Origin of the sequence: Aeromicrobium yanjiei, from assembly GCF_009649075.1 — a bacterium.
In the GTDB taxonomy this organism is placed as follows: Bacteria; Actinomycetota; Actinomycetes; order Propionibacteriales; family Nocardioidaceae; genus Aeromicrobium; species Aeromicrobium yanjiei.
Window position 1 is genome coordinate 624,121 of record NZ_CP045737.1, and the last position, 25,975, is coordinate 650,095.

Below are 25,975 nucleotides of genomic sequence, written 5' to 3' on the forward strand. Positions count from 1 at the left end.
ATGCGCATGTTGAACAACAGCAAAGAGATCGCGGCTGCGGCCGGCCAGGAGCTCGGCGTCAGTGAGTGGGTCCCCATCACGCAGGACCGGATCGACATGTTCGCCGATGCGACGGGTGACCGGCAGTGGATCCACGTGGATCCCGAGCGTGCGGCCGACGGGCCGTTCGGCGCGACGGTCGCCCACGGCTATCTCACGTTGTCGATGCTGCCGTTCCTCGGCGCGCAGGTCTTCGCGTTCGCGGGGGACGTCGCGCGGGTCAACTACGGCCTCAACAAGGTGCGCTTCGTGTCGCCCGTGACGGTCGGCTCGAAGGTGCGCGACCGCGTCGAGCTGCTGAGCGTCGAGGACATCGACAAGGGACAGCGCGCGACGCTGCAGCACACCGTCGAGATCAAGGGCAGCGAGAAGCCGGCGTGCGTCGCGGAGGTCGTCACGCTGCTGATGGCCTCATGACACGATGAGCCTGTGAGAGCAACTTTCCAACAGATCGCCAAGGCCCCCAAGGTCGCACTGCACGAGCACCTCGACGGCGGCGTGCGGCCCGCGACCATCGTCGACATCGCCACCGAGATCGGGCACGACCTCCCGGCCGACGGACCCGTGGCCCTCGGCACGTGGTTCGAGGAGGCCTCGAGCTCTGGCTCGCTCCCGCGCTACCTGGAGACGTTCGTCCACACGGTCGCGGTGATGCAGCGGCCCGAGGACCTGGCCCGCGTGGCCCGCGAGGCCGTCGTCGACCTCGCCACGGACGGCTGCGTCTATGCCGAGCTGCGCTGGGCCCCAGAGCAGCACCAGTCGGCCGGGCTGACGCTGCGCGAGGCGGTCGAGGCCGTGCAGGCCGGCATCGACGCCGGACGGGCCGAGGCCGAGCAGCTGGGCCACCCGATCGTGGTGGGCCAGCTGCTGACCGCGATGCGGCACGCCAAGCGCGGTCTGGAGATCGCCGAGATCGCGGTCGAGTACCGTCGCCGCGGCGTCGCGGGCTTCGACATCGCGGGCGCCGAGGACGGCTTCCCGCCGATCCTGCACCTCGAGGCGTTCGAGTTCCTGCGCCGCGAGAACGCCCACTTCACGATCCACGCGGGGGAGGCGTTCGGGCTGCCGTCGATCTGGCAGGCGATCCAGCGCTGCGGCGCCGAGCGCCTCGGCCACGGCGTGCGGATCGTCGACGACATCGACTGGGACGCCCCGGGCGGACCCGTGCTCGGCGACCTCGCGGCGTACATCCGCGACCGCCGCATCCCGCTCGAGATGTGCCCGTCGTCCAATCTGCAGACCCACGCGGTGCCCGGCATGACCTCGATCGCCGACCACCCGATCGGCAAGCTCAAGGACCTGGGGTTCCGGGTCACGGTCAACTGCGACAACCGGCTCATGAGCGGTACGTCGATGTCGCGGGAGCTCGAGCTGCTCGTCGACGCGTTCGGCTACACCGTGGACGATCTGCGCTGGTTCACGATCAACGCGATGAAGAGCGCCTTCCTGCCCTTCGACCAGCGCCTGGCCCTCATCAACGACGTCATCAAGCCCGGCTACGCCGCCCTCTAGCTCACGCACGGATGCCGACGAGTCACGCACGACCGCCGACGAGTCACGCACGGACGCCGACGAGTCGCGCACGGACGCCGAGGAGTCACCTACGAATCCGTAGGTGACTCCTCGCTTGTCGTGCGCGACTCGTCGGCGTCCGTAGGCGACTCGTCGGCCGTCGTGTGTGGCCACACCTGGGACCGATGCGCCGACTTGTGCCTATAATCAGATAACTAATCAATCTTAATTGCCCAGGCGAGGTGAGCGTGCCCACGGAGCGGTCGCGCTCCGGCTGGGCGGCCGGTGTGGTCGGCTGATCGGCCGTTCCCTTCCGCGCCTTCGACACGAGGAGCTTCATCATGCGAGACGCAGTCATCGTCGACGCCGTGCGCACCCCCATCGGGCGACGCAACGGCACCCTGAAGAACGTCCACCCGGTCGACCTGTCGGCGCACGTGCTGACCACCCTCGCGGAGCGCAACGGACTCGACCCGAGTCTCGTCGACGACGTCATCTGGGGCTGCGTGAACCAGATCGCCGACCAGTCCACGAACGTCGGCCGGCTCTCGGTGCTCGCAGCCGGCTGGCCCGAGGTCATCCCCGGTGTCACGATCGACCGGGCCTGCGGCTCGAGCCAGCAGGCTGTCCACTTCGCTGCCGGCGCGGTCATGTCCGGGATCAACGACATCGTCATCGCCGGGGGCGTCGAGTCGATGAGCCGGGTGCCGATCGGCTCGGCGCGCGCGATGGGTGAGCCGTTCGGCCCGAAGGTCAAGAAGCGCTACGGGCGCGAGAGCTTCAACCAGGGATTGGGCGCCGAGGACATCGCCCGTCGATGGAACCTGAGCCGCCAGCGGCTCGACGAGTTCGCCGTGGAGTCGCACGAGCGCTCGATCGCCGCCCAGGCCGCAGGCGCGTTCTCCACCCAGCTCGCGACGGTCGTGGGACCGGACGGGGAGCTCACGGCCGACGAGGGAGTCCGGCCCGGCAGCACGGTCGAGAAGCTCGGGACGCTGAAGACCCCCTTCATGGAGGACGGCGTCATCTCAGCCGGCAACAGCTCGCAGATCTCGGACGGGTCCGGTGCGCTGCTCATCACCACGAGTGAGCGGGCAGCGCAGCTCGGCTGGAAGCCGATCGCCCGCTTCCACTCCGGCTCGGTCGTGGGCGACGACCCGGTGACCATGCTGACGGCGCCCATCCCGGCGACCGCCAAGGTGCTGAAGCGCGCGGGCCTGACGATCGACGACATCGGTGTGTTCGAGGTCAACGAGGCCTTCGCCAGCGTGCCGATCGCGTGGGAGATCGAGACAGGTGCCGATCACGCGAAGGTCAACCCGCTGGGAGGGGCGATCGGGGTCGGGCACCCGCTCGGCGCGTCCGGCGCAATCCTCATGACCCGGATGCTGAACCACATGCGCGACAACGGCCTGCGGTACGGCCTGCAGACGATGTGCGAGGCCGGCGGAATGGCCAATGCCACGATCCTCGAGCTGCTCGAGCCCTGACCTCCACCCCCGCACCCCCTCGACCACAGGAGAACCCATGAAGCTCGACTCCACAGCTGCGTTCGTCACGGGCGGCTCGTCCGGACTCGGTCTCGCCACGGTGCGCCGCTTGCGCGCCGCGGGGGCGAAGGTCACGATCGCCGACCTGAACGCTCCCTCGGACGCCGACGCCGCCGAGCTCGGCGACGGTGTCACGTACGTCCAGACCGACATCGCCGACGAGGCGTCGGTCGAGGCCGCGCTCGACGTCGCCCACGAGACGTACGGCCAGATCCGCTCGGTCGTCCACTGCGCAGGACGCGGCGGCGACCGCGTACGCATCCTGGACCGTGAGGGCAAGCCGGGCTCCCTCGACACGTTCGAGGAGGTCATCCGGGTCAACCTGGTCGGCACGTACAACGTCCTGCGGCTGGGCGCTGCCCGCATCTCCCAGGCCGAGCCGGTCGACGGCGAGCGTGGCGCGATGGTGCTGACCGCGTCGGTCGCGGCCTTCGACGGACAGATCGGCCAGACGTCGTACACGGCCGCGAAGGCTGCCGTGCACGGCATGACGCTGGTCGCCGCCCGCGATCTCGCGAGCCGGCTGATCCGCGTCAACACGATCGCCCCCGGTGTGTTCGACACGCCGATGCTGGCGCGCCTGCGCGGCGACATCCGCGAAGCGCTCGAGAAGACCGTCCCGCATCCCAGCCGCCTCGGCCAGGCCGACGACTACGCCCACATGGCGCTGAGCCTGCTCGAGAACTCCTACGTCAACGGAGAGACGATCCGGCTCGACGGCGCGATCCGCATGGCACCGCGGTGACGGCATGACCCCGTCGGCCCGTTCCGCCCTCGCTAGCATGAGGTCGCCGGCCGGCGACGACAGAAGGTGTGACGGATGAGCCCACGAGTCGAGGTGGGGTACGCGGCCGCGCTCGAGAAGTACGCGCCGCGCGACGCGGTCGACCTGGCCGCCATGGCCGAGCAGCACGGATTCGTCGGCACCCTGGCCACCGACCACTTCCAGCCGTGGCTGCCCAGCCAGGGCCAGAGCCCGTTCGTCTGGAGCGTCCTCGCGGCCGTGGGGGAGCGGACGTCGACCAACTTCGGTCCCGGCATGGCGGTCCCGGGGTATCGCTACCACCCGGCGACGCTGGCCCAGGCCGCCGCGACGCTCGCGTCGATGTACGAGGGACGTCACTGGGTCGGCATCGGTCCGGGCGAGGCGCTCAACGAGCACGTCACCGCGAGCTACTGGCCCGAGGCACCGGACCGCCTCAACTCGATGTTCGAGGCCATCGACCTGATCAAGAAGCTCTTCCGCGGATCGATCGCCGGTCGCGACACCCGGTTCACCGGCACGTACCACCGCATGGAGTCCGCCCGCCTGTGGACCATGCCCGCGGTCGCGCCCCCCGTGCTGGTCGCGACCGGAGGACCGGTCACGGCTCGTCGTGCCGGCAAGGTCGCGGACGGCATCGTCACGGTCGGCACCTCGTACGACCGCGCGGCCACGCTGCTGGAGCGCTTCGACCGGGGCGTCGACGAGGCGGACCGCGATCCCGGCACGATGCTGAGGGTGCTGCACCTCAACCTGAGCTGGGCTCCGAGCGACGAGCAGGCGATGGCCAACGCCATCGAGCAGTGGCCGCTCGGGGCGATGAGGTTCCCCAAGGGCGACATCCGCAGCCCGCAGGTCTTCGAGCAGATCGCCCGGCAGGTCGGGCCGGACGGCTTCGACGACCGCATGCTGATCAGCAGCGATCTCGACGCGCACCGACGAAGGATCCAGCAGTTCGCCGACATCGGCTTCGATCGGATCTACCTGCACAACGTCGGGCGCGAGCAGCGGGACTTCATCGAGACGTTCGGCCGGTGCGTCCTGCCGGCCGTCCGCTGAACCGCGTCGACCGCCGTCGTCCCGATTGCTGCACAGTGGCCCCCAGCGTGCGTATAGTGCCAGGCAGAGGATCCACCGGACACACCTTGGTCCGAGTCCCGCCTCCTCATGAGGCGTCTGATCTGGTGCTCGTAGCTGTACGGGCCGCATGTTCGCCGCGCACGCGTTGTGCGTGTCCCAGTGCCGTTCACTCCACCGGAGGAAACCAGACATGAACCAGATCCACACGATCGCCGTCGTCGGCGGAACCGGACCGCAGGGTCGCGGGCTCGCCTACCGATTCGCCCTGGCCGGGCACCCGGTGATCCTCGGCTCCCGTGACGCCGGCCGCGCGCAGGAGAAGGCCGACGAGATCAACGCGAAGCTCGAGGCCGAGCCGGTGTCCGGAGCCACCAATGCCGATGCGGTGGGAGCGGCCGACATCGTGCTGCTGGCCGTGCCGTGGGACGGGCACGCGGACCTCGTGTCGTCCCTGGCCGGGCAGCTCGCCGACAAGATCGTCATCAGCTGCGTCAACCCCCTCGGCTTCGACGCCGACGGCCCCTACGGGCTGGTCCTGGAGGAGTCGGCGGCGCAGGAGACGCAGCGACTCGTGCCCCAGGCGCGCGTGGTCGGCGCGTTCCACCACGTCGCAGCGCTGTCCTTGTGGAAGACCCCGGACGCCCTCACCCACGAGGACGTCCTGGTGTGCGGCGACGACGACGAGGCCAAGTCCGTCGTGCAGGACCTCGCCGCCGCCGTGACCGGCAAGCGCGGCATCGATGCGGGCAGGCTCCGGCTGGCTCGCCAGCTCGAGCCGCTGACTGCCGTGCTGATCAGCATGAACAAGCGGTACAAGACCCGTTCGGGCGTGGCCATCACCGGAGTGCAGGAAGGCTGATCCCGTGACTGTCCTGCCGACCCCGGTCGTGCCACCCAACGAGCGACAGGTCGCCCGTGCCGTCGTACGGGCGGAGGCGGGCAAGTCGCTCGACCTCGCCGAGACCCAGGCCCTGCTGTGCGCACGGGGCGAGCACCTCGAGCGTCTCATGACGGTCGCCCGGCGCGTACGGGACGCAGGTCTGGGGGCGGCAGGACGTCCGGGGGTCGTCACGTACTCCAAGAAGGTCTTCATCCCGCTGACCCGCCTGTGCCGCGACAGGTGCCACTACTGCACGTTCGTGACGGTCCCGGGCAAGCTCGAGGCGCCGTTCCTGTCGCCCGACGAGATCCTGGCCATCGCCCGCCAGGGTGCGGAGATGGGCTGCAAGGAGGCGCTGTTCACGCTGGGGGACCGGCCCGAGGACCGCTGGCCCGAGGCGAAGCAGTGGCTCGAGGAGGCAGGCTACGACTCGACGCTGGAGTACGTGCGAGCGATGAGCATCCGGGTGCTGGAGGAGACCGGGCTGCTGCCGCACCTGAACCCCGGCGTCATGTCGTGGACCGAGATGTCGCGGCTGAAGGCGGTCGCCCCGTCGATGGGCATGATGCTCGAGACCACCAGCCGTCGCCTGTTCGAGACCAAGGGCGCGGCGCACTACAAGTCCCCGGACAAGGACCCGGCAGTACGTCTGCAGGTGCTCGAGGACGCCGGCCGGCTCAACGTCCCGTTCACGACGGGCCTGCTGATCGGCATCGGTGAGGACCTGGCCGAACGGGCCGACAGCATCTTCGAGCTGCGACGGATCGCGAGGCAGTACGGCAACATCCAGGAAGTCATCATCCAGAACTTCCGGGCCAAGCCCGACACGGCGATGCGTCACGACGACGACCTCGGGCTCGAGGAGTACCTGGCCGCCATCGCGACGTCCCGTGTGGTGCTCGGCCCCGGGATGCGGATCCAGGCCCCGCCCAACCTCGTCGACCTCGCCGAGTGCCGCGCACTGCTCGACGCGGGCGTCGACGACTTCGGCGGCATCAGCCCGCTGACCCCCGATCACGTGAACCCCGAGCGTCCCTGGCCCCAGATCGACCAGCTCGTGGCGCTGAGCGCCGAGGCCGGCTTCGAGCTGCGGGAACGCCTCACGGCGCACCCGCAGTTCCTGGACGTGCCGTGGCTGGACCCGCGGCTGTTAGGCCACGTGGAGGCGCTGCGCGGACCCGACGGTCTCGCGCAGGCGGACGTGCTGCCCACCGGTCTGCCCTGGCAGGAGCCCGACGGGGGATTCGACGTCACGACGGGACGAGCGGACCTGCACACGGCGGTCGACACCGAGGGCCGCACGAGCGACCGGCGCAGCGACTTCGAGGACGTCTACGGCGACTGGGGAGTGCTGCGCGAGAGGGTCGCCGCCGATCGACAGCCCGAGCGGCTGTCCTCGGACGTCCACGCGGCCCTGCGGGCGGCGGAGTCCGATCCCGCCGGCCTGTCGACCGCGCACGCGACCACGTTGATGACCGCGGAGGAGGGGCCTGCCCTGGAGGCGGTGGCGGCCCTGGCCGACCAGCTGCGCCGCGACGCGGTGGGGGACGAGGTCACGTACGTGATCAACCGCAACATCAACTTCACCAACATCTGTTACACCGGGTGCCGGTTCTGCGCGTTCGCGCAGCGCAAGACGGACGCCGACGCGTACACGCTGTCGCTGGACGAGATCGCGACCCGCGCGCGCATCGCCGTGAGCGTCGGGGCCACCGAGGTCTGCATGCAAGGTGGCATCGATCCGGAGATGCCCGGGACGGCGTACTTCGACATCGCGGCGGCGGTCAAGAGGGCCGAGCCGTCGCTGCACGTGCACGCGTACAGCCCCATGGAGGTCATGAACGGCGTGGCCCGCACCGGGCTGTCGATCGCGGAGTTCCTGACCGCCGCGAAGGAGGCCGGTGTCGACTCGCTGCCCGGTACGGCGGCCGAGATCCTCGACGACGACGTCCGGTGGGTGCTCACCAAGGGCAAGCTGCCGACCGCGCAGTGGATCGAGGTCGTCTCGACCGCGCACCGCGTGGGGCTGCCGACGACGGCCACGATGATGTACGGCCACGTCGACCACCCCGGGCACTGGGTCAAGCACCTGCAGGTGCTGGCCGGCATCCAGCGGGAGACCGGCGGGTTCACCGAGTTCGTGCCCCTGCCGTTCGTGCACCAGTCGAGCCCGATCTACTTGGCCGGGGTCGCCCGTCCCGGGCCCAGCGTCCGCGACAACCGGGCCGTCCACGCGGTCGCGCGCATCATGCTGCACGGGCTCGTCCCGAACATCCAGACCTCGTGGGTCAAGCTCGGGCCCGAGCAGGTCACCCAGGTCCTGCGCGGGGGCGTCAACGATCTCGGCGGCACGCTGATGGAGGAGACCATCAGCCGGATGGCCGGCTCGACCAACGGCTCGCGCAAGGAACGCGCCGAGCTCGAGGCGATGGCTCACGCGGCGGGACGCCCGGCGCGTCAGCGCACCACGACGTACGGTCACGTGGACCACTCCCAGAGGGCTGCGTCATGACGGGGTGGACCGCGGTCGTGCCGGTCAAGCCGTGGGGCCTGGCCAAGAGCCGGCTGGACCTGCCCGGCGAGGAGCGCATGCAGCTGGCCCGCGCGTTCTCCCTCGACGTCCTGGACGTCGTGCTGGCCGCGGAGCACGTGGATCGGGTGGTGGTCGTGACGGCCGAGACCCAGCTCGGCACGATCGCCCGCCGTGCCGGCGCCCACGTCATCGTGGATCGTCCGATGCTGGCCCGCGGGCTGCTCAACCGCGCGATCGACGCGGGACGGCAGTGGGCGCAGGTGCACGCCCCCGCTGCGCCGTTCGTCGTCGTGCCGGGAGACCTGCCCGCGCTGACCGCCCAGCTCCTCGATGACGCCTTGGAGCTGCTCGCCGCGCAGGAGCGGTCGTTCGTCCCCGACGCCTCCGGGATGGGCACCACGCTGCTGGCTGTCGCCCGGCCTGCGCTGATGACGCCGTCGTACGGTCATCGGTCGGCCCTGCTGCACTCGGACGCGGGCTTTCGGCCCACACCCGACGTCGACCCGCGCTGCCGACGCGACGTCGACACCGCGGCAGACCTGGCGCAGGCGCGTCACCTGGGGGTCGGGCCGCACACGACGGCGGCCCTCGCCCAGATGACCCGCGTCACGAGCGACGGCCGCCGCCTGCGGGTGGCCTCGGGCTGACCCGGCCGCCGGCGAGTCGCGTATGGCCGCTGACGAGTCGCGTACGGCCGCTGACGAGTCGCGTACGGCCGCTGACGAGTCGCGTACGGACGCCGACGAGTCGCGTACGGACACCGAGGAGTCACCTACGGATCCGTAGGTGACTCCTCGCTTGCCGTACGTGACTCGTCGCTTGTCGTGCGTGACTCGTCGGCGGGCTGGCGGACGGGGTGAGCGGCTACGGCTAGGCGGCGCTGACCGTGACCGCCTCCACCGCCGGCTCCAGGGCGTACGCGAGGATCTCCGCGACGTCGGCGACCGGTCGGACGTCGAGCTCGGCGAGCACTTCCTCGGGCACGTCGACCAGGTCGACCTCGTTGCGGGCCGGGATGAAGACGGTCTTCAGCCCGGCTCGTTGCGCAGCCATGAGCTTCTGCTTGACGCCGCCGATCGGCAGGACGCGTCCGTTGAGCGTCACCTCGCCGGTCATGCCCACGTCGGCGCGTACGTTGCGACCCAGGGCGAGCGACGTCAGCGCCGTCACCATCGTGACGCCCGCGGACGGGCCGTCCTTGGGCACCGCGCCGGCCGGCACGTGCAGGTGGATCGACCGCTCGAGGGTGGCCGGGTCGATGCCGAGCGCGTCGGCGTGCGACCTGACGTACGTCAGCGCGATGTGCGCGGACTCCTTCATGACGTCGCCGAGCTGTCCGGTGATCGCGAGGTTGCGCTCGCCGTCGTACGCGCTGGCCTCGATGAAGAGCACGTCGCCGCCGAGCCCGGTCACCGCGAGCCCCGTCGAGACCCCCGGCACCGCCGTGCGCTCGGCCACCTCGGGGACGAACCGCGGCCGCCCGATGAAGTCGACGAGGGTCCGCTCGTCGACCACGACCGGCTTGTCCGCCGCGGGATCCGTGAGCCTGGTGGCGACCTTGCGGAACACCTTCGCGAGCAGCCGCTCCATCTGACGCACGCCCGCCTCACGGGTGTACGACGCCGCGATCTCGCGCAGCGCGCCGTCGGTGATCGTCACCTCGTCGTCGGTCAGCGCGGCCCGCTCGAGCTGGCGCGGGGCCAGGTAGCGACGGGCGATCTGGACCTTGTCGTCCTCGGTGTAGCCGTCGAGCTGGACCAGCTCCATGCGATCGAGCAGCGGCTGAGGGATCTGCTCGATGACGTTGGCGGTCGCGAGGAACAGCACGTCCGACAGGTCGAGATCGAGATCGAGGTAGTGGTCGCGGAACGTGTGGTTCTGCGCCGGGTCGAGCACCTCGAGCAGCGCCGCCGCGGGATCGCCCCGGTAGTCGGCGCCGACCTTGTCGATCTCGTCGAGCAGGACGACCGGGTTCATCGAGCCCGCTTCGCCGATCGCGCGGACCAGGCGCCCCGGGAGCGCACCGACGTACGTACGCCGGTGGCCGCGGATCTCGGCCTCGTCACGGACACCACCGAGGGCGACCCGGACGAAGTTGCGGCCGAGGGCGCGCGCGACGCTCTCGCCGAGCGACGTCTTGCCGACGCCGGGAGGGCCGACGAGCGCCATGACCGCGCCGGAGCCGCGTCCGCCGACGACCTCGAGCCCGCGGTCCTTGCGACGTGCACGCACCGCGAGGTACTCCACGATGCGGTCCTTGACGTCGTCCAGCCCGTGGTGATCGGCGTCCAGCACCGCGCGGGCGGCCGCGATGTCGGTGCTGTCGTCGGTCTTCACGTTCCACGGGATCTCGAGGACGGTGTCGAGCCACGTGCGGATGTAGCCGGACTCGGGGTTCTGGTCGCTGCCGCGCTCGAGCTTGCCGACCTCGCGCAGGGCGGCCTTGCGGACGTCCTCGGGGAGGTCGGCCTCCTCGACGCGCTCGCGGTAGTCCTTGGTGTCCTCGGGCTCGTCGTCGCCGAGCTCCTTGCGGATCGCGGCGAGCTGCTGGCGCAGGACGAACTCGCGCTGGTTCTTGTCGATGCTCTCCTGGACGGACTCGGATATCTTCTCGTTGACCTCGGTCTCGGCCAGGTACTCGCGCGACCACCCGATCAGCGCGGCCAGGCGCTCCGAGACGTCCTCGGTCTCGAGCAGCTGGCGCTTCTGCTCCAGCTCGAGGTACGACGCGTAGCCCGCGGTGTCAGCGAGCTCGCCGGGGTCGGTGAGGCGCTGCACCGAGTCGATGACCTGCCAGGCGTTGCGCTTCTGCAGGATCGTGACGAGCAGGCTCTTGTAGTCCTGCGCGAGATCGCGGACGGCGTCGGTCGGCTCGGCGTCCGAGATGGGCTCGGCCTCGACCCAGAGGGCCGCGCCGGGACCGGTGACGCCGCCCTGGATGTGGGCGCGCTGCTCGGCGCGCAGCACCGCGCCGGGTCCGCCGCCGGGGAGGCGACCGACCTGCTGGATCGTGGCGATGACGCCGTGGGTGGCGTAGCGGTCCTCGAGGCGCGGGGCCACGAGGAGTCGGTCGTCGTTGCTGGTGCGGGCGGCGTCCACGGCTGCCCGGGCCGCGTCGTCGAGCTCGATCGGGACGACCATGCCGGGGAGGACGACGACGTCCTCGAGGGCGAGGACGGGGAACTGCTGCAATGTGCTCACGATGTCTCCTGAGAGTTGAGTCTGATGGGCTCAACCACAGCTCCGGACCGGTTGTTCCGGAGACCGCCTCCCGTTCGCTCAGGGCTGACGCCGGCTTCCGCGGGTGGTCGGTTTCCCACGGGACCGTGGGAATTGCTCACTCCCCTTGTGTTGAAACGCGAGGGAAGTGCACAAACCCCACGGTCCCGTGGGAAACCGTCACCCGGCGAGGAGGCGGCGGGCGTTGCGGGGGGTCATGGGGTCGCAGCCGTGGGCGACGGCTTCGGCGACGATGCGAGGCTCGTCCTGCAGGAGTCGCCAGCCGCGGCGCACCAGGACGCTCGGGGACTTGCGCCCCTCGCGCAGATCGCGCGACAGCCGCAGCGCGAACGTGACGGGGGCCGGGCGGCGCAGGCAGATCGCGGCCCGGAGCAGACCGGCCTCCCGGCACGCGTCGACGATGATCGGGGCGAACAGGCCCTCCGCGATGAACTGGCCGTCCGGCACGTGCAGGGTCTGCGTGCCCGTCCGCCGGCTCGCGGCGATGTCGTAGACCGGCACCTCGGCCGTGCCGGACGCGCAGAGCTCGGCGATCGTGCCGACCGCCGTGACGGCGTCCCACGAGTCGGGGTGGTCCCAGTCGACGATGCCGAGGGTCGACCGGGGCATGTGGGGCGCGTCGGCGTCGCGGTAGAAGTCATCGAGTCGCAGCACCGGCCACCCGAGCCGCGCCGCGAGGTGGGACTTTCCCGAGCCCGATGGTCCTGCCACGATCACGACTCCGGAGGATGCTGCCACCGCACGAGCCTAGTCGGCCGCTCCTAGGATGGACTCATGTCCTCACCCGTCACCGCCGCCGAGATCGCCGCGACCATCGACCACGCCATCCTCAAGCCCGAGCTCACGCGCGCGGAGGTCGACGAGCAGCTGGCCCTCGTCGCTCGCTACGGCGTCTTCAGCGCGTGCGTACGCCCGAGCGACGTCTCGTACGCGTACCGGGTGCTCGAGGGCTCGGGCGTCGCGGTGTGCGCGGTGATCGGCTTCCCGCACGGCACCACCACGACGCAGACCAAGGTCGCCGAGGCCACCGAGGCGCTCGACAACGGGGCCGCCGAGCTCGACATGGTGCTCAACATCGGACGCCTGCGCAGCGGGCTCGTCGACGACGTCGAGGACGACATCCGCGCGGTCGTGACCGCAGCGGGGGAGCACGTCGTCAAGGTCATCCTCGAGACCGCGCTCCTCAGCGACGACGAGATCGTGGCGGGCTGCCAGGCGGCGGAGCGGGCCGGAGCGGCGTTCGTCAAGACGTCGACCGGATTCGCGGGCGGAGGAGCCACGATCGAGCACCTCCGGCTCATGCGCGCCACGGTCAGCGATGCGGTGCAGGTCAAGGCCTCCGGCGGTGTCCGCGGTCTCGACACCCTGCTGGAGATGCGCGACCTCGGCGTGACGCGGTTCGGGACGAGCGCGACGGCCACGATCCTCGACGACGCCGCCGCGCGCGAGGCGGGCGGGACGACCAGCGGCTCGACCGACGAGTCCTCCTACTGATCGAGACTGCGGCCGGGCAGCACAACTTCACCGTTTCGACATGTGCCGTCTTGGTCAAACTCGTTGACTTCGCAGGCGGACCGGGATGTCCTTGCTGAAGACATCCTGAGAGCTCTCTCAGGGGCATCTCATCGGGGGGATGGACCACGTGCGTCCTCCTCACCGATCGACCCGGAGAGGTACCTGCGTGAGTTCTCTGTCCCGTCGCCTTCTGGCCGTCGCCACCACGACGCTGCTCGGTGCACCACTGATCGCCGCGACGTCGGCGCAGGCCGCTGATCCCGTGCCGATCAACCTGATCGGCATCAACGACTTCCACGGGCGCATCGACGCGTCCACCCTGCAGTGGGCCGGCACGGTCGAGACCGTGCGCTCGCAGTTCCCCGCCGCGAACTCGCTCATGGTGTCCGCGGGCGACAACGTCAGCGCCTCCCTGTTCGCCTCGGCGATCCAGAAGGACAACCCGACGATCGACGTGCTCAACGCGGTGGGCCTCGACGCCTCCGCGGTCGGCAACCACGAGTTCGACTCCGGCTACGCCGACCTGGTCGACCGGATCATCCCGCGCGCCGACTACTCGATCCTCGGCGCGAACGTCCGCAAGGCCGACAGCTCGCGCGCGCTCGACGCGTACGACACCTTCGACGTCGCCGGCGTCAAGGTCGCGGTCGTCGGTGCGGTCACCCAGGAGACCTCCACGCTCGTCAGCCCCGCCGGCATCGAGGGGCTGAGCTTCGGCGATCCCTCCACGGCCGTCAACGAGGCCGTCGCCGAGCTCGACGCGCTGCCCGCTGCCGACAAGCCCGACGTCATCGTCGCGTCCTTCCACGAGGGCGCGCCCGACGGCAGCATGACGTTCACGCAGGCGATGTCCGCGAGCGCGGTCTTCCAAAAGCTCATCAACAACACCTCGCCCGAGGTCGACGCGATCTTCATGGGCCACACGCACCAGAAGTACGCGTACGACGCGCCGGTCCCCGGCTCGGGCAGGACCCGCCCGGTCATCCAGACCGGCAATTACGGCGAGAACGTCGGCCAGATCGTCCTCAACGTCGATCCCGACACGGGCGAGGTCGTCACGTACGCGAAGCAGAACGTCGCACGTGTGGCCACCGCCGACGCCGCGCTGCTGACGCAGTTCCCGTCCTCGAGCCTGCCCGAGATCAAGAAGATCCGTGACGACGCGGTGGCGTACGCGACCGAGGTCGGCAACGTCCAGAAGGGCGAGATCACCGCCGACATCACCCGCGCCTTCCTCAACGGCGTCGAGGACCGCGCGAGCGAGTCGACCATGGGCGGCCTCGTCGCGGATGCGCTGCTCAAGACCGTAGGCAACCTGCCGGCCGGAGCCGACATCGCCCTGGTCAACCCGGGAGGACTGCGGCCGCCGGACCTGACGTACGCCGGGGTGGCCGGTGACCCGGTCAACACCGACGGTGTCGTGACCTATGCCGAGCTCAACGCGGTGCTGCCGTTCGCCAACAACCTCAACTCGGTCAAGCTGAGCGGTGCGACGCTGAAGAAGATCCTCGAGGAGCAGTGGCAGCGCGACGCGAGCGGCAACGTGCCCTCGCGCCCGTACCTGCAGCTCGGCACCTCCAAGAACCTGACCTACACGTACGACGACTCCAGGCCCGAGGGCAGCCGGATCCAGTCGATCCGCATCAACGGCAAGGAGTACGACCCCGAGGCGCAGTACAAGGTCGCGACCTTCTCGTTCCTGGCCACCGGCGGTGACAACTTCCGCTCGTTCAAGCAGGGCGTCAACACCGACACGGGCCTGGTCGACCGGGACGGCTGGGTCGCGTACTTCGAGGACAACAGCCCGATCTCGCCGGACTTCGCCCGTCGCTCGGTCCGCACGAGCGGGGTCAAGAGCCAGTACCGCGTCGGCGGCAACGTCTCGTTCACGCTGTCCAAGCTCAACCTGACCTCGACCGGAAGCCCGGCCAACACCTCGGTGTCGTCCAAGCTGTTCTGGACCGAGGACGGCCAGGAGAAGTCGAGGAACCTCGGCTCCCGGAGCGTCACGACCGGCACGAGCGCTCCGATCGCGTTCACCCTCCCCGAGGGCGCGAGCGGCGCGATGCGCGTCGAGTCCACCGCGTACCCGACCGGCACCAAGGTCGTCGTCCCGCTGGACGTCACGGGCGCAGCCGTCACCGGAACGGCCGTCTCCGGCACGTACGGCGACGACGTCCAGGTGGCCGTCAAGGTCGCCGGTCCCGAGGAGACCCCCTCGGGCACGGTCACGCTGAAGAAGGGCGACACCGAGGTTGGCACCGGCACCCTCGACGGCGCGGGCACGGCCACGATCACGGTCGACACCACCGACGTCGGCGCCGGAGAGACGCCACTGACCATCGCGTACGCCGGCGACGGCAGCTATGCGGCCGCGAGCGGCACGGTCACGGTGACGATCGCCAAGGCCGGCACCACGACGTCGGCCGCGGATCCCGAGCCGTCCCAGGTCGACGTCCCCGCGGACGTCGAGGTGACGGTGGCCTCGGCGACCGGGACCGCGCCCACGGGTGCCGTGACGATCTCCGACGGGGACACGGTCCTCGGCACCGAGGAGATCGCTGACGGCCGCGGCACGGTGAGCACCGACCTGTCGGGCCTGTCGCTCGGTCGGCACACGCTGAGCGTCGACTACGCCGGCGACGCCGACCACGAGGCCTCGTCCTCCACGGTCGACGTCGACGTGCTCAAGGGCACGGCCGAGCTCACGGCGACGTCGAAGGGTGCCGCGTACGGCACCTCGGCCACGATCAAGGTCACGGGTCCTGCGGGAGCCTCCGGCCTGATCTACGTCGCGAACGGTGACGACCCGATCGCGATGGGCTTCCTGCAGGACGGCGTCGCGAACATCACGATCGCCAAGACGGCACTGAAGCCCGGCAGCTACGAGCTCGACGTCTACTACGGCGGCAGCGGCACGTTCGACAGCGCGGACACCACCGTCGAGGTCGACATCGCCAAGGGTGCGACCACGACCAAGAAGATCTCGGTCAGCCCGACGACAATCGTCAAGGGCCGCACCAAGGCCTACGTGACCGTGGGCGTCACCGGCAAGGGGTTCACGGTCGACGGCGGCAAGGTCACGGTGCGCGTCAGCAGCAAGAACACCGTGACCGGCACCGTCAAGGACGGCAAGGTCAAGGTCCGCCTGGGTGTCTTCACCTCGTCGGGCAAGGCCAAGGCCGTCACGGTGACGTACGCCGGCAACGCGGTCGCGAAGCCGTCCTCGACCAGCTTCACGGTCAAGGTCGCCTCGAAGTAATCGGCTCCGGGCCCGGGGCACGCACGCCCCGGGCCCGGCACCGCACCTCGCTCCACCCTCATCCTCACGAGACCGGACATCCACTGCATGAACACCTCGATCCTCACGCGAGGGATGGCCGTGTCGGCCGTCGCCGCCGCGTCCCTCGTCGCTCTCCCGGCGACCTCCGCCTCGGCAGCGCCCGCCGACCACGTCGTCATCAACGAGGTGTACGTCAACGGCGGCAGCGCGGGCCAGACGTACAAGACGAAGTTCGTCGAGCTCTACAACCCGACCGACCGCGCCGTCGACATCAGCACGTGGTCCCTGCAGTACCGCTCGGGCGGTAGCGGCTCGGCCTTCGCCGCGACGACCAAGTACGACCTCACGGGCGTCATCCAGCCCGGCCGGCACTTCCTCGTCGCGGGCGGGTCCAACGGCGCGAACGGCGCTGACCTCCCGACCCCGGACCAGACCACCACGCTGGCCCCCGCGGCCGGCGGCGGCACGATCGCCCTGGTCGGCTCGACCGACCTGCTCCCGGCGATCACGGGCAACGTCAAGGGCAGCGTGTCGACCTCCAACGACATCGTCGACCTGATCGGCTTCGGCACCACCAACACGTTCGAGACCGCCGCGGCGCCGGGCCCCGGCACCACGAACAACGCGCGCTCGATCAACCGCACGGGCTTCGCCGACACCGACGACAACTCGGCCGACTTCACCCTCTCGGCCGTCGGCGGCGCGACGCCGACCGCGTGCGGCGCCTCGTGCGTGCTGCCCGTGCCCGCCCCGCTCACCGGGACGATCGCCCAGATCCAGGGCGAGGGGCCCCAGAGCCCGCAGCAGCGCGGAGCCGCCTCGACCCGTGGCGTGGTCACGGCGGTCTACCGGACCGGCGGCTTCAACGGCGCGTTCATCCAGACGGCCGGGACCGGCGGCAGCATCGACCTCGGGGCGCAGGACGCCTCGGACGGCATCTTCGTGTTCGGCAGCAGCTTCGCGGCCGCGGTCGCGAAGGGTGACTTCGTCGAGGTGACGGGCACGGTCGCGGAGTTCCAGGGGATGACCCAGCTCACCGGCCCCACGTGGACGGTTCTGACGGACGAGCACGCGCCCGTGACCCCGGCCAGGGTCGCGTTCCCGCTGACCGAGGAGCAGAAGGAGTCGCTCGAGGGCATGCTCCTGGCGCCGCAGGGCGACTACACGGTCACCAACAACTTCACGACCAACCAGTACGCCGAGATCGGCCTTGCGCCCGGCACCAAGCCGTTCGACAACCCGACCAACAAGGTGGCGCCCGGCGCGGACGCCGTCGCGCTGGCCAAGAAGAACGCGGCCGACCTCATCACGCTGGACGACGGCGCGAGCCTCAACTTCTTGTCGGCCGGCAACCAGGGCATCGCCCTGCCGTGGCTCCGGGCCGACAACGAGGTCCGGGTCGGCGCGCGGGTCAGCTTCACCGACAGCGTCGTGCTGGACTACCGCAACAACTCCTGGAAGCTGCAGCCGCAGCAGCAGCTGACCGCCGACGGGACGGAGCCGGTCACCTTCAGCTCGACGCGCAAGGCCGCTCCCGAGGACGTCGGAGGACAGGTCAAGCTCGCGACGTTCAACGTGCTGAACTACTTCACGACGACCGGCGTGGACTACGTCGACGGCGCCCCCGGCCGGGCCTGCACCTACTTCAACGACCGCGACGGCAACCGGGTCACGACCAATGCGTGCGGCTCGCCCAGCGCGTCGTCGGGCAACGGCCCGCGCGGTGCTGCCGACCAGGCCAACCTGGCGCGTCAGCAGGCCAAGATCGTCAACGCGATCAACACCCTGGACGCCGACGTCGTCTCGCTCGAGGAGATCGAGAACTCCGCGAAGCTCGGCCTGCCCCGCGACACCGCGCTCAACGGCCTGGTCGCGGCGCTCAACGCCGAGGCCGGCGAGGGCGCCTGGGCGGCGGTCCCGTCGCCCGCGACGGTGCCGACGACCGGTGAGGACGTCATCCGGACCGCACTGATCTACCGTCCCGCGACGATCAAGCCGGTCGGCACGTCCACGATCCTCGACGACCCCGCGTTCGCGAGCGCCCGGGCCCCGTTGGCCCAGACGTTCACGCAGGTGGACCGTCCCGCGAGCGGCACGTTCTCGGTCATCGTCAACCACTTCAAGTCCAAGGGCTCGGGCGACGGGGCGAACGCCGACCAGGGCGACGGTCAGGGTGCGTCCAACGCGGCCCGCGTGCAGCAGGCCACTGCTCTGGTGGACTTCGCGCGGGCGGTCGAGGAGCGCGCCGGCACCGATGCGGTGTTCCTGACCGGCGACTTCAACGCGTACAACCGCGAGGACCCGGTCCGGATCATCGAGGAGGCCGGCTTCGTCAACGTCGCAGCCGAGCGCACCACGAAGGAGACGTACCAGTTCGACGGCGGTGTCGGCTCGCTCGACCACGTCTTCGCCTCGGCCGCGGCCGACGCCACGATCACGGGCGCGGACATCTGGAACATCAACGCGTACGAGTCGGTGGCCCGCGAGTACAGCCGCTACAACTACAACGCGACGGATCTCTACGACGCGAGCCCGTTCCGGGCGAGCGACCACGACCCGGAGATCGTCGGCTTCGACGCCGCTGCCCTCGGCTCGTCGGTCACGGTCGAGGCCCCGGCCACCGTCCGTGCCGGCGAGGACGTCGTCGTCCGGGCCACCGTCGCGTCCGGCACGGGACCCGTGCCGACCGGCGAGGTCACGCTCGTCGAGGGCGGGACCGAGCTGGCGTCCGGCACGCTCGAGGACGGTACGGTCACGCTGCGGGCCGCCGACCTGGGCATCGGTCGGCACGTCCTCGAGGTCGTGTACGCCGGCGACTCCGAGCACAGCGGGGCCAGCCGTTCGGTCGCCGTCACGGTGCTCAAGTCCACCGCGGGCCTCACGGCCTCGGCCGGGCCCTCGACCTACGGCACCGGCGCGGTGCTCGACGTGACCGGAGCGCCCGGCGCGTCCGGGCGCGTGCTGGTCTCGCTCGGTGACGTGCAGGTCGGCAGCGGGTCGCTCACGAACGGCACGGCGCGGATCGTGCTGTCCCGGACGATCCCGGTGGGCACCAACCAGCTGAGGGTGTTCTACGCCGGCAGCTCGGCCCACGACCCCGACAGCACGAAGGTCACGCTGGAGGTCCGCAAGGCCGCGACCACGATCAAGCGGATCTCGGTCAGCCCGGCCACGATCGTCAAGGGACGCACCAAGCCGTTCGTCGAGCTCTCGGTCACGGGCGCGGGCTTCACGGTCGACGGCGGCACGGTGACGGTGCGCGCGAGCGGAAGGAACCACACCGGGACGGTCCGTGGGGGCAAGGTCAGGATCCGTCTCGGCGCCTTCACCTCGTCGGGCCCGGCCAAGAAGGTCACCGCGACGTTCGCCGGCAACGGCGTCGCCAAGGCGTCCTCGACCAGCTTCACCGTGAGGGTGCTGGCGAGGTAGTCAGGGGCGGTGGCTCAGGCGGGGCGGCGGCTGCGCTGGATCGCGGTGACGAGGGCCAGGACGAATGCGGCGACGGCGAGCAGCCCTGCCACGCCTCCGCCGACGACGCCGATCGTGACATAGCGCGCGATGCGCGGGTTGGGGGCGTGGCCGAACAGGGCGTCCCCGCCGCCGGCAGCGCACCGGACGGTGTGCCGCGAGCCGGGCTCGCCCTCGACGATGCCCACGCGCGTCCACGTCCGTCCGCTCCTGGTGGTCGTCATGCTGGCGGTCCCGCCCGACATGGACGCCTCGCCCGTCGCGTCGTCGACCGAGGCGCACCTCACGACCACCCGCTCAGGTGACGACCAGATCGCCTCGCCGCGGTCGCCGACCGTGACGGTCGTGGTGCTGCCGTCCGTGAACGGCGTGATGTCGTAGCCCACCAGGGCGCGGCCGATGATCACCGCGACGACCGTCCCGGCAACGAGGGCGACCGCGGCCAGCAGGCCCGCGACGACATAACGGCGTGAACTGGGTCGGCGTGCGACCGGGGGAGCGGTGCTCATGGGGGACAGCGTAGGGGCGATCGGTCGCACCTGACCGGCGATCGGGGGTGGAAGTGGGCTGCGCTCAGATCCCCAGCGCGGCCGCGAGATCGGTCTTGATGCGATCGATCTGTCCTTCGGCCACGTCCCGGGCCGCCTCGATCGAGTCGGTCACCTCGATGACCACCTCGAGATAGCACTTGAGCTTGGGCTCGGTGCCCGAGGGTCGGCAGATGATGCGGGCGCCCCCGTCGAGGCCCAGCCGGATCCCGTCGGTCGGCGGCAGCCCGTGGTAGCCGTCGGCCAGGTCGTCCACGGCGGTCACGTCGAGGCCGCCGAGCGACGTCGGAGGAGAGGTGCGCAGGACGTCCATCGCGCGGGAGATGATCGACAGGTCGTCGACCCGCACCGACAGCTGCGACGTCGCGTGCAGTCCGTGGGTGCGGTAGATGTCGTCGAGCTGGTCGACCAGGGTGCGGCCGTCGGCCTTGAGTCGCGCCGCCATCTCCAGGACCGTCACGATCGCCGAGACGCCGTCCTTGTCGCGCGCGATGTCGGGAGCGACGCTGTAGCCGAGCGCCTCCTCGTAGCCGAAGGCGAGCGTGGGGATCTTGCCGATCCACTTGAAGCCGGTCAACGTCTGCTCCCACGGCTGGTCGTACGCCGCGGCCTGACGCCCGAGGAGGTCGGAGGAGACGATCGAGGCCGCGTACGTGCCGGTGACGCCCCGCCGGAGCAGGAACTCCGCCAGCAGCGCGCCGACCTGGTCGCCGCTGAGCATCCGGTACGACTCGCCGTCCCGCACGCCCACCGCGCAGCGGTCGGCGTCGGGGTCGTTGGCGACGATGATGTCGGCTCCCACGTTCGACGCGAGCTTGAGCGCGAGGTCCATCGCGCCCGGCTCCTCGGGGTTGGGGAACACGACGGTCGGGAAGTCCGGATCGGGATCGCCCTGCTCGGCGACCACGTGCATCGGCGGGAAGCCCGCGCGGTCGACGGCCTCGACCAGCGTGTCGCGGCCGACGCCGTGCATCGGGGTGTAGACCGCCACGACCTCGCGCGGTCCGTCCTCGGGCAGGGCCACGACTGCCTCGACGTACGCCTCGGCGACCTCGGGGCCCAGGGTCTCGTAGGCGTCGCTGCGCGGCATCTCGTCGACCCGGCCGACCGCGTCGATCGCGGCGGAGATCTCGGCGTCCGCGGGCGGGACGATCTGGCTGGAGTCCTCGAGGTACACCTTGTAGCCGTTGTCCTGCGGCGGGTTGTGCGACGCGGTGACCATGACCCCTGCGCTGCAGCCGAGGTGCCGGATCGCGAACGCGAGGACCGGGGTCGGCAGGTGGGTGGGCAGCAGGAATGCGTGGACGCCCGCCCCCTCCATGATCTCGGCGGTGTCGCGCGCGAAGACGTCGGAGTTGTGCCGCGCGTCGTAGCCGACCACGACGGACGGTGACGAGCCGTGCTCGAGCAGGTACGCGGCGAGCCCTGCGGCGGCCTGCGCCACGATGACCCGGTTCATCCGGTTCGGCCCGGCGCCCAGCGCGCCGCGCAGGCCGGCCGTGCCGAACTGGAGCCGCTCGGCGAAGCGGTCGGCGAGGGCGTCGGTGTCACCCGCGTCGAGCAGCTCCTGCAGCTCGGCGCGCGTGACGGGGTCGGGGTCCTGGCTCAGCCAGTCCTGGGCGCGGGCGGCGAGGTCGTCGGTCATGGGGTTCCTTTCAGAACGCGGGTCGGGGTGGGTCGGTGGCGAACGAGCCGCCGACGTGGGCGGCCTCGTCCTCGTCCTCGGGGCGGGGGGTCACCTGGTCGGCGTAGGTCTCGGCGTCGTCCTTGGGTGCGTACCCCATGGCGCGGCCCGGACCCAGGTCCCACCAGCCGCGGCTGTTCGCCGAGATGCCGTGGACGATCACGAGGCCGGGCGTCGTCGAGGTCACCGCGGCGTCGACGAGGCGGACCGCGTCGTCGGGCGACAGCCAGGTGGACAGGGCGCGCACGGTGCTGGGTCGTTGCTCGAACGTGCCGATGCGCAGCGCGGTCGAGGCGATGTCGTGCTGGTCGGCGTAGAGGCTCAGCAGCGCCTCGGCGGCCACCTTCGCGACGCCGTAGAACGTGTCGGGGCGCGGGCGGACGTCGGTGGTGAGCCGATCACTGCGCGGCGTACGCCCGACCGCGTGGTTGCTGCTCGCATAGACCATGCGGCCCACTCCGTGCTCGACCATCGCCTCGAGCAGGCGGGCGGTGCTGTGCACGTGGGACTCCAGGCTCGCCGGCAGGGCGTCCTCGTCGGGGTTGCCCGCCAGGTGGACGACCGCGTCGACACCGCGGACGGCCTCAGCCACGACCTGCGGGTCGAGGCAGTCGCCGGTGATCCACCCGAGCGCGCAGGCGTCCGCCTCGCCGGGCACCAGGTCCAGGCCGCGGATCTCGTGGCCGAGCGGTGGGAGCCCCCGCACGAGCGTGCGGCCGATCGAGCCGGCCGCGCCCGTGAGGAGGATCCTCATCAGATCCTCGGCAGCACGTCGCCGAGGAGCCGGCCCATGCGGGTCGCGGCGGACTTGCCGGCGGCGAGCACCTCCTCGTGGTTCAGGGGCTCGCCCGTCATGCCGGCCGCGGCGTTGGTGACCAGCGAGATGCCGAGGATCTCCAGCCCTTCCGCGCGGGCGGCGATGGCCTCCAGTGCGGTCGACATGCCGACCAGGTCGCCTCCGATCGCGCGCACCATGCCGATCTCGGCGGGGGTCTCGTAGTGCGGGCCGGGCAGCTGGACGTAGACGCCCTCGTCGAGGCTGGGATCGGCCTCCTTGCACAGCGCACGCAGACGCGAGGAGTACAGATCGGTGAGGTCGACGAAGTTGGCACCCTCGAGGGGCGACGTCGCCGTCATGTTGATGTGGTCGCTGATGAGCACGGGCGTGCCGGGCGCCCACGCGGGGTCGAGCCCGCCGCAGCCGTTGGTCAGCACGAGCGTCTTGACGCCGGCAGCGGCCGCCGTGCGCACGCCGTGGACGACTGCCGCGACGCCCTTGCCCTCGTAGAAGTGCGTGCGGCCGAGGAAGATCAGCAGGCGCTTGTCGCCGACCGTGACCGACCGGACGGTCCCGCCGTGGCCGGCGACCGCAGGAGCACTGAATCCGGGGAGGTCGGCGAGGGGCACCTCGTGGTCGGGCGCGCCGAGAGCGTCCGCGGCAGGGAGCCAGCCGGATCCCATCACGAGGGCGATGTCGTGGTCACCTCCGCCCGTACGTTCGCGCAGTGCGTCGGCAGCCTGTCGGGCGAGTTCGGTGGTGGTCACCTGCCGTACATTACGACAATGCCCAAGATCATCGGTGGTTCGCTCGAGCAGCACCGCGAGCAGACCCGGCGGCGGGTGTTCGAGGCGCTCACGGCACTCCTCGCCGAGCGCTCGTTCGATGCACTGACGATGGCCGACCTGGCCGCCTCCGCGGGCATCGGGCGCACCGCGATCTACAACCACTTCGCCGACAAGGACGCAGTGGTCGTGGCGTTCGCGAGCGAGGAGACCGACCGCTACCTCGAGCGGCTGGCCGATGCGCTCGAGCCGGCGACCGACGCCGCGGACGCGCTGCGCATCTACGTCGCGGCGCACCTTTCCTCGTCGGAGGAGTTCCACTTCGGCTTCGGTCCCGAGCTCTACGCGATGCTGTCGCGCGAGTCGCTGGCCGAGATCCGCGAGCACGTGGTGGCGGTCGAGTCGGTCCTGCGCACGATCCTCGAGGACGGCCGCGCAGCGGGGCTCTTCACGGTGGAGGACGTCGACTCCACGATGTCGCTGGTGCACACGACGTTGCAGAACCGGCGGGTCCCGCCGCGCGCGGTCCAGGACTTCGTGCTCCGGGCGCTCGGCGCGGGCTGACGGCGGGCCCAGAGGGACCCACCGTCAGCGCGGCCATGATGCCTACTTGGTGACCTTGAGCGTCCCGACGTACTTGGAGGAGACCGACGAGTAGCCGGTCCCGGCCGAGTACTTCACGTACACCTTCCAGGTGCCCTTCTTCTTCAGCTTGGGCACCGTCACGGTGGCCTTGCCGGACTTCAGGGTCTTGGTCGAGGTGGTCACGGTCTTCTGGCCGGACTTCTTGAAGTAGACCTTGACCTTGCCGCCGGGCTTGTGTGCCGAGACCTTGGACGTGACCGTGACGGTTGCCTTGCCCGACTTCTTGCGGGTGGGCTTCTTGGTGACCTTGTCCTTGATCGACACCGTGGCCTTCTTGACCGTCAGTGACGTCGTGCCGGAGGTCGCGCGGTAGTTCGCGTCGCCCGCGTACGCCGCAGTGAGCGTCCGGGCGCCGGTCGGGAGGGTCGACGACAGCGTGAACGTGGCCTTGCCGCCGGACAGCGCCTTGGTCTGGGCGCTTCCGCCACCGGTCAGCCGGACCGTGCCGGTGGGACCGGCACCCTGGACCGTGGGGACGGTGACGGTGACCTTCGCGGCCTTGCCGAACGACGAGGCCGGGGCCGAGACGACCGGCGTGGACGCGAGGGGATCGAATCCGGCGAAGTCGATCGCGAGCGGGGCGGAGGCGGTCTGCGACGGGTCGCTCGCGGCCTGGCCGTGGGCCTTGAACGTGATGACCGAGTAGGACTTCGTGGGGTCGAGCTGGGCGATGGCCTCGGCGTCGAGGGCGAGCGTGGTGCTGAACGATCCGTCGGCCTTGACCGCGGCGTCCGGCGTGCCGGGGTTGCCGGACCAGACCGTGCCCAGGTACTTGCTGGGATCGATCACGTCGGTGCTGCCGGTCTCGCCGATCGAGATGTAGATGCCGGGTGACCCGGGCTTGTAACCGGTGCCGGCAACGGCCACCTTCAGCGACGTGGGCGTCTGCTGGGTGACGGCGGCCGAGGTGATCGTCGCGACGGGGACGGGTGCCGTGGCCGTGAACGGGGCGGGGTTCTTCTTGGTGTCGGAGCCCGCGCCGCTGGCGTAGAAGTGGGCACGGACGCCGGTCGTGAGCTGGCCGAGGAACGAGGGGGCGAAGGACTTGCCGCCGACGGGCTTGCCGTCCGCGAGGCCGAGGGCCGTGGCCGCCTCGCTGCCCGCCGCCAGGACGCCGTCCCAGTCGGGGGTGTCGGTCAGGCTCTCGAGTCCGCCCGTCACCGTCCAGTCGGAGGCAGCGGCGTCGAACGTCGTGACGGTGACCCGTGCCGGGGTGGTCGAGGCGGCGGGGGTGGATCCCTGGGCTCCGTTGGTGGCCGACACCTCTGCGGTGATGGTCCCCTCTCCGGCCGCGTCCACGGCGACGACCGGATCGCTGACCGTGACGGAGTAGTACTCGGTGGTCCCGATCGCGAACGCGCCTCGCACGGTCCCGTCGTACGCCATCGTGGTCACGCCGTTCGCGGCGTTGAAGCTGCCCTCACCTCCGCCGAACGTGAACCCGTTCGCGGCGTCGAACGTGACACCGTCGGTCAGCGTCCGGCTCGACAGGTGGTCGATGAACTGCTGGGAGATCTTCCAGGTCAGCGTGGGCTCGGGGGCCGGGTCCGCGGCCTGGGCGCTGGTGGGCAGCAGTGCCACGGTGGAGGCGGCCAGGGCCGTCGTGAGGGCGCCCGCGAGCGTCCGGCGGAGCCGGAGGCTGGGTCGCGTGAGGGTCGAGCTCATGGATGTC

At 70.7% G+C, this 25,975-nt stretch carries 19 protein-coding genes; 12 read left to right on the plus strand and 7 right to left on the minus strand.

Annotation, left to right across the window (positions count from 1 at the left end):
* The 8 genes from GEV26_RS03300 (at nucleotide 1) to cofC (ending at nucleotide 9,004) form a co-directional block, all read left to right on the plus strand.
* Nucleotides 1–456 carry a MaoC family dehydratase gene (locus GEV26_RS03300; RefSeq protein WP_153651742.1) on the plus strand — a complete coding sequence of 152 codons (456 nt, stop codon included), beginning with the start codon at nucleotides 1–3 and terminating at the stop codon, nucleotides 454–456.
* A 12-nt stretch (nucleotides 457–468) separates the two neighbouring features.
* On the plus strand, nucleotides 469–1,551 hold the full coding sequence (locus tag GEV26_RS03305) for an adenosine deaminase (RefSeq protein WP_153651743.1): 1,083 nt from the start codon (nucleotides 469–471) through the stop codon (nucleotides 1,549–1,551).
* Nucleotides 1,552–1,892: 341 nt separating this feature from the next.
* Entirely contained in the window at nucleotides 1,893–3,041 is a 1,149-nt protein-coding gene (locus GEV26_RS03310; RefSeq protein WP_153651744.1) for a thiolase family protein, read from the plus strand.
* A 37-nt stretch (nucleotides 3,042–3,078) separates the two neighbouring features.
* The gene (locus tag GEV26_RS03315; protein ID WP_153651745.1) at nucleotides 3,079–3,846 is read left to right on the plus strand and encodes an SDR family oxidoreductase; all 768 of its coding nucleotides are present in this window, start codon (nucleotides 3,079–3,081) and stop codon (nucleotides 3,844–3,846) included.
* A gap of 75 nt (nucleotides 3,847–3,921) precedes the next feature.
* The gene (locus tag GEV26_RS03320; RefSeq protein ID WP_153651746.1) at nucleotides 3,922–4,923 is read left to right on the plus strand and encodes a TIGR03557 family F420-dependent LLM class oxidoreductase; all 1,002 of its coding nucleotides are present in this window, start codon (nucleotides 3,922–3,924) and stop codon (nucleotides 4,921–4,923) included.
* A 211-nt stretch (nucleotides 4,924–5,134) separates the two neighbouring features.
* Nucleotides 5,135–5,803 (plus strand): NADPH-dependent F420 reductase, encoded by a 669-nt coding sequence (npdG, locus tag GEV26_RS03325; RefSeq protein WP_153651747.1) that lies wholly within the window; start codon nucleotides 5,135–5,137, stop codon nucleotides 5,801–5,803.
* A gap of 4 nt (nucleotides 5,804–5,807) precedes the next feature.
* A complete protein-coding gene (locus GEV26_RS03330; protein WP_153651748.1) occupies nucleotides 5,808–8,336 on the plus strand; it encodes a bifunctional FO biosynthesis protein CofGH in 2,529 nt (842 codons plus the stop codon).
* A complete protein-coding gene (gene cofC / locus GEV26_RS03335) occupies nucleotides 8,333–9,004 on the plus strand; it encodes a 2-phospho-L-lactate guanylyltransferase (RefSeq protein WP_153651749.1) in 672 nt (223 codons plus the stop codon). Before GEV26_RS03330 ends, cofC begins: the two co-directional genes overlap by 4 nt.
* A 223-nt stretch (nucleotides 9,005–9,227) precedes the next feature.
* Here cofC and lon read toward each other — a convergent pair whose 3' ends face one another.
* Together lon and GEV26_RS03345 are read right to left on the minus strand one after the other, a co-directional pair.
* Nucleotides 9,228–11,498 carry an endopeptidase La gene (gene lon, locus GEV26_RS03340; protein WP_153654943.1) on the minus strand — a complete coding sequence of 757 codons (2,271 nt, stop codon included), beginning with the start codon at nucleotides 11,496–11,498 and terminating at the stop codon, nucleotides 9,228–9,230.
* 258 nt (nucleotides 11,499–11,756) lie between these two features.
* Nucleotides 11,757–12,335 carry a uridine kinase family protein gene (locus tag GEV26_RS03345; protein WP_153651750.1) on the minus strand — a complete coding sequence of 193 codons (579 nt, stop codon included), beginning with the start codon at nucleotides 12,333–12,335 and terminating at the stop codon, nucleotides 11,757–11,759.
* Between the two features lie 36 nt (nucleotides 12,336–12,371).
* On the opposite strand from GEV26_RS03345, the gene deoC reads away from it, so the two are divergent.
* The 3 genes from deoC (at nucleotide 12,372) to GEV26_RS03360 (ending at nucleotide 19,824) form a co-directional block, all read left to right on the plus strand.
* Complete coding sequence (gene deoC, locus GEV26_RS03350; protein WP_153651751.1) at nucleotides 12,372–13,091, plus strand: deoxyribose-phosphate aldolase; 720 nt, start codon at nucleotides 12,372–12,374, stop codon at nucleotides 13,089–13,091.
* Between the two features lie 187 nt (nucleotides 13,092–13,278).
* Complete coding sequence (locus tag GEV26_RS03355) at nucleotides 13,279–16,374, plus strand: 5'-nucleotidase C-terminal domain-containing protein (RefSeq protein WP_194839953.1); 3,096 nt, start codon at nucleotides 13,279–13,281, stop codon at nucleotides 16,372–16,374.
* Nucleotides 16,375–16,461: 87 nt separating this feature from the next.
* Complete coding sequence (locus tag GEV26_RS03360) at nucleotides 16,462–19,824, plus strand: ExeM/NucH family extracellular endonuclease (RefSeq protein WP_153651753.1); 3,363 nt, start codon at nucleotides 16,462–16,464, stop codon at nucleotides 19,822–19,824.
* A gap of 14 nt (nucleotides 19,825–19,838) precedes the next feature.
* Here GEV26_RS03360 and GEV26_RS03365 read toward each other — a convergent pair whose 3' ends face one another.
* From GEV26_RS03365 to GEV26_RS03380, 4 genes are all read right to left on the minus strand, one after another.
* The gene (locus GEV26_RS03365; RefSeq protein ID WP_153651754.1) at nucleotides 19,839–20,372 is read right to left on the minus strand and encodes a hypothetical protein; all 534 of its coding nucleotides are present in this window, start codon (nucleotides 20,370–20,372) and stop codon (nucleotides 19,839–19,841) included.
* Between the two features lie 64 nt (nucleotides 20,373–20,436).
* Complete coding sequence (locus GEV26_RS03370; RefSeq protein ID WP_153651755.1) at nucleotides 20,437–22,056, minus strand: phospho-sugar mutase; 1,620 nt, start codon at nucleotides 22,054–22,056, stop codon at nucleotides 20,437–20,439.
* A 10-nt stretch (nucleotides 22,057–22,066) separates the two neighbouring features.
* Entirely contained in the window at nucleotides 22,067–22,849 is a 783-nt protein-coding gene (locus GEV26_RS03375; RefSeq protein WP_153651756.1) for an NAD-dependent epimerase/dehydratase family protein, read from the minus strand.
* Entirely contained in the window at nucleotides 22,849–23,640 is a 792-nt protein-coding gene (locus GEV26_RS03380) for a purine-nucleoside phosphorylase (RefSeq protein WP_153651757.1), read from the minus strand. Before GEV26_RS03380 ends, GEV26_RS03375 begins: the two co-directional genes overlap by 1 nt.
* A gap of 18 nt (nucleotides 23,641–23,658) precedes the next feature.
* Between GEV26_RS03380 and GEV26_RS03385 the strand changes: the two genes are divergently transcribed.
* Complete coding sequence (locus GEV26_RS03385) at nucleotides 23,659–24,222, plus strand: TetR/AcrR family transcriptional regulator (protein ID WP_153651758.1); 564 nt, start codon at nucleotides 23,659–23,661, stop codon at nucleotides 24,220–24,222.
* Nucleotides 24,223–24,264: 42 nt separating this feature from the next.
* Here the strand turns inward: GEV26_RS03385 and GEV26_RS03390 are convergent, their stop codons facing one another.
* Nucleotides 24,265–25,968, minus strand: coding sequence for an Ig-like domain repeat protein (locus tag GEV26_RS03390; protein WP_153651759.1), 1,704 nt, complete (start codon nucleotides 25,966–25,968; stop codon nucleotides 24,265–24,267).
* Between the last annotated feature and the right edge of the window lie 7 nt (nucleotides 25,969–25,975).

Excerpts from the sequence above, each read along its gene's own strand:
- GEV26_RS03300 (WP_153651742.1), top strand. The coding sequence starts at position 1 with ATGCGCATGTTGAACAACAGCAAAGAGATCGCGGCTGCGGCCGGCCAG.
- GEV26_RS03310 (WP_153651744.1), top strand. The coding sequence starts at position 1,893 with ATGCGAGACGCAGTCATCGTCGACGCCGTGCGCACCCCCATCGGGCGA.
- GEV26_RS03315 (WP_153651745.1), top strand. The coding sequence starts at position 3,079 with ATGAAGCTCGACTCCACAGCTGCGTTCGTCACGGGCGGCTCGTCCGGA.
- GEV26_RS03320 (WP_153651746.1), top strand. The coding sequence starts at position 3,922 with ATGAGCCCACGAGTCGAGGTGGGGTACGCGGCCGCGCTCGAGAAGTAC.
- npdG (WP_153651747.1), top strand. The coding sequence starts at position 5,135 with ATGAACCAGATCCACACGATCGCCGTCGTCGGCGGAACCGGACCGCAG.
- cofC (WP_153651749.1), top strand. The coding sequence starts at position 8,333 with ATGACGGGGTGGACCGCGGTCGTGCCGGTCAAGCCGTGGGGCCTGGCC.
- lon (WP_153654943.1), bottom strand. The coding sequence starts at position 11,498 with ATGGTCGTCCCGATCGAGCTCGACGACGCGGCCCGGGCAGCCGTGGAC.
- deoC (WP_153651751.1), top strand. The coding sequence starts at position 12,372 with ATGTCCTCACCCGTCACCGCCGCCGAGATCGCCGCGACCATCGACCAC.
- GEV26_RS03360 (WP_153651753.1), top strand. The coding sequence starts at position 16,462 with ATGAACACCTCGATCCTCACGCGAGGGATGGCCGTGTCGGCCGTCGCC.
- GEV26_RS03365 (WP_153651754.1), bottom strand. The coding sequence starts at position 20,372 with ATGAGCACCGCTCCCCCGGTCGCACGCCGACCCAGTTCACGCCGTTAT.
- GEV26_RS03370 (WP_153651755.1), bottom strand. The coding sequence starts at position 22,056 with ATGACCGACGACCTCGCCGCCCGCGCCCAGGACTGGCTGAGCCAGGAC.
- GEV26_RS03375 (WP_153651756.1), bottom strand. The coding sequence starts at position 22,849 with ATGAGGATCCTCCTCACGGGCGCGGCCGGCTCGATCGGCCGCACGCTC.
- GEV26_RS03385 (WP_153651758.1), top strand. The coding sequence starts at position 23,659 with ATGCCCAAGATCATCGGTGGTTCGCTCGAGCAGCACCGCGAGCAGACC.
- GEV26_RS03390 (WP_153651759.1), bottom strand. The coding sequence starts at position 25,968 with ATGAGCTCGACCCTCACGCGACCCAGCCTCCGGCTCCGCCGGACGCTC.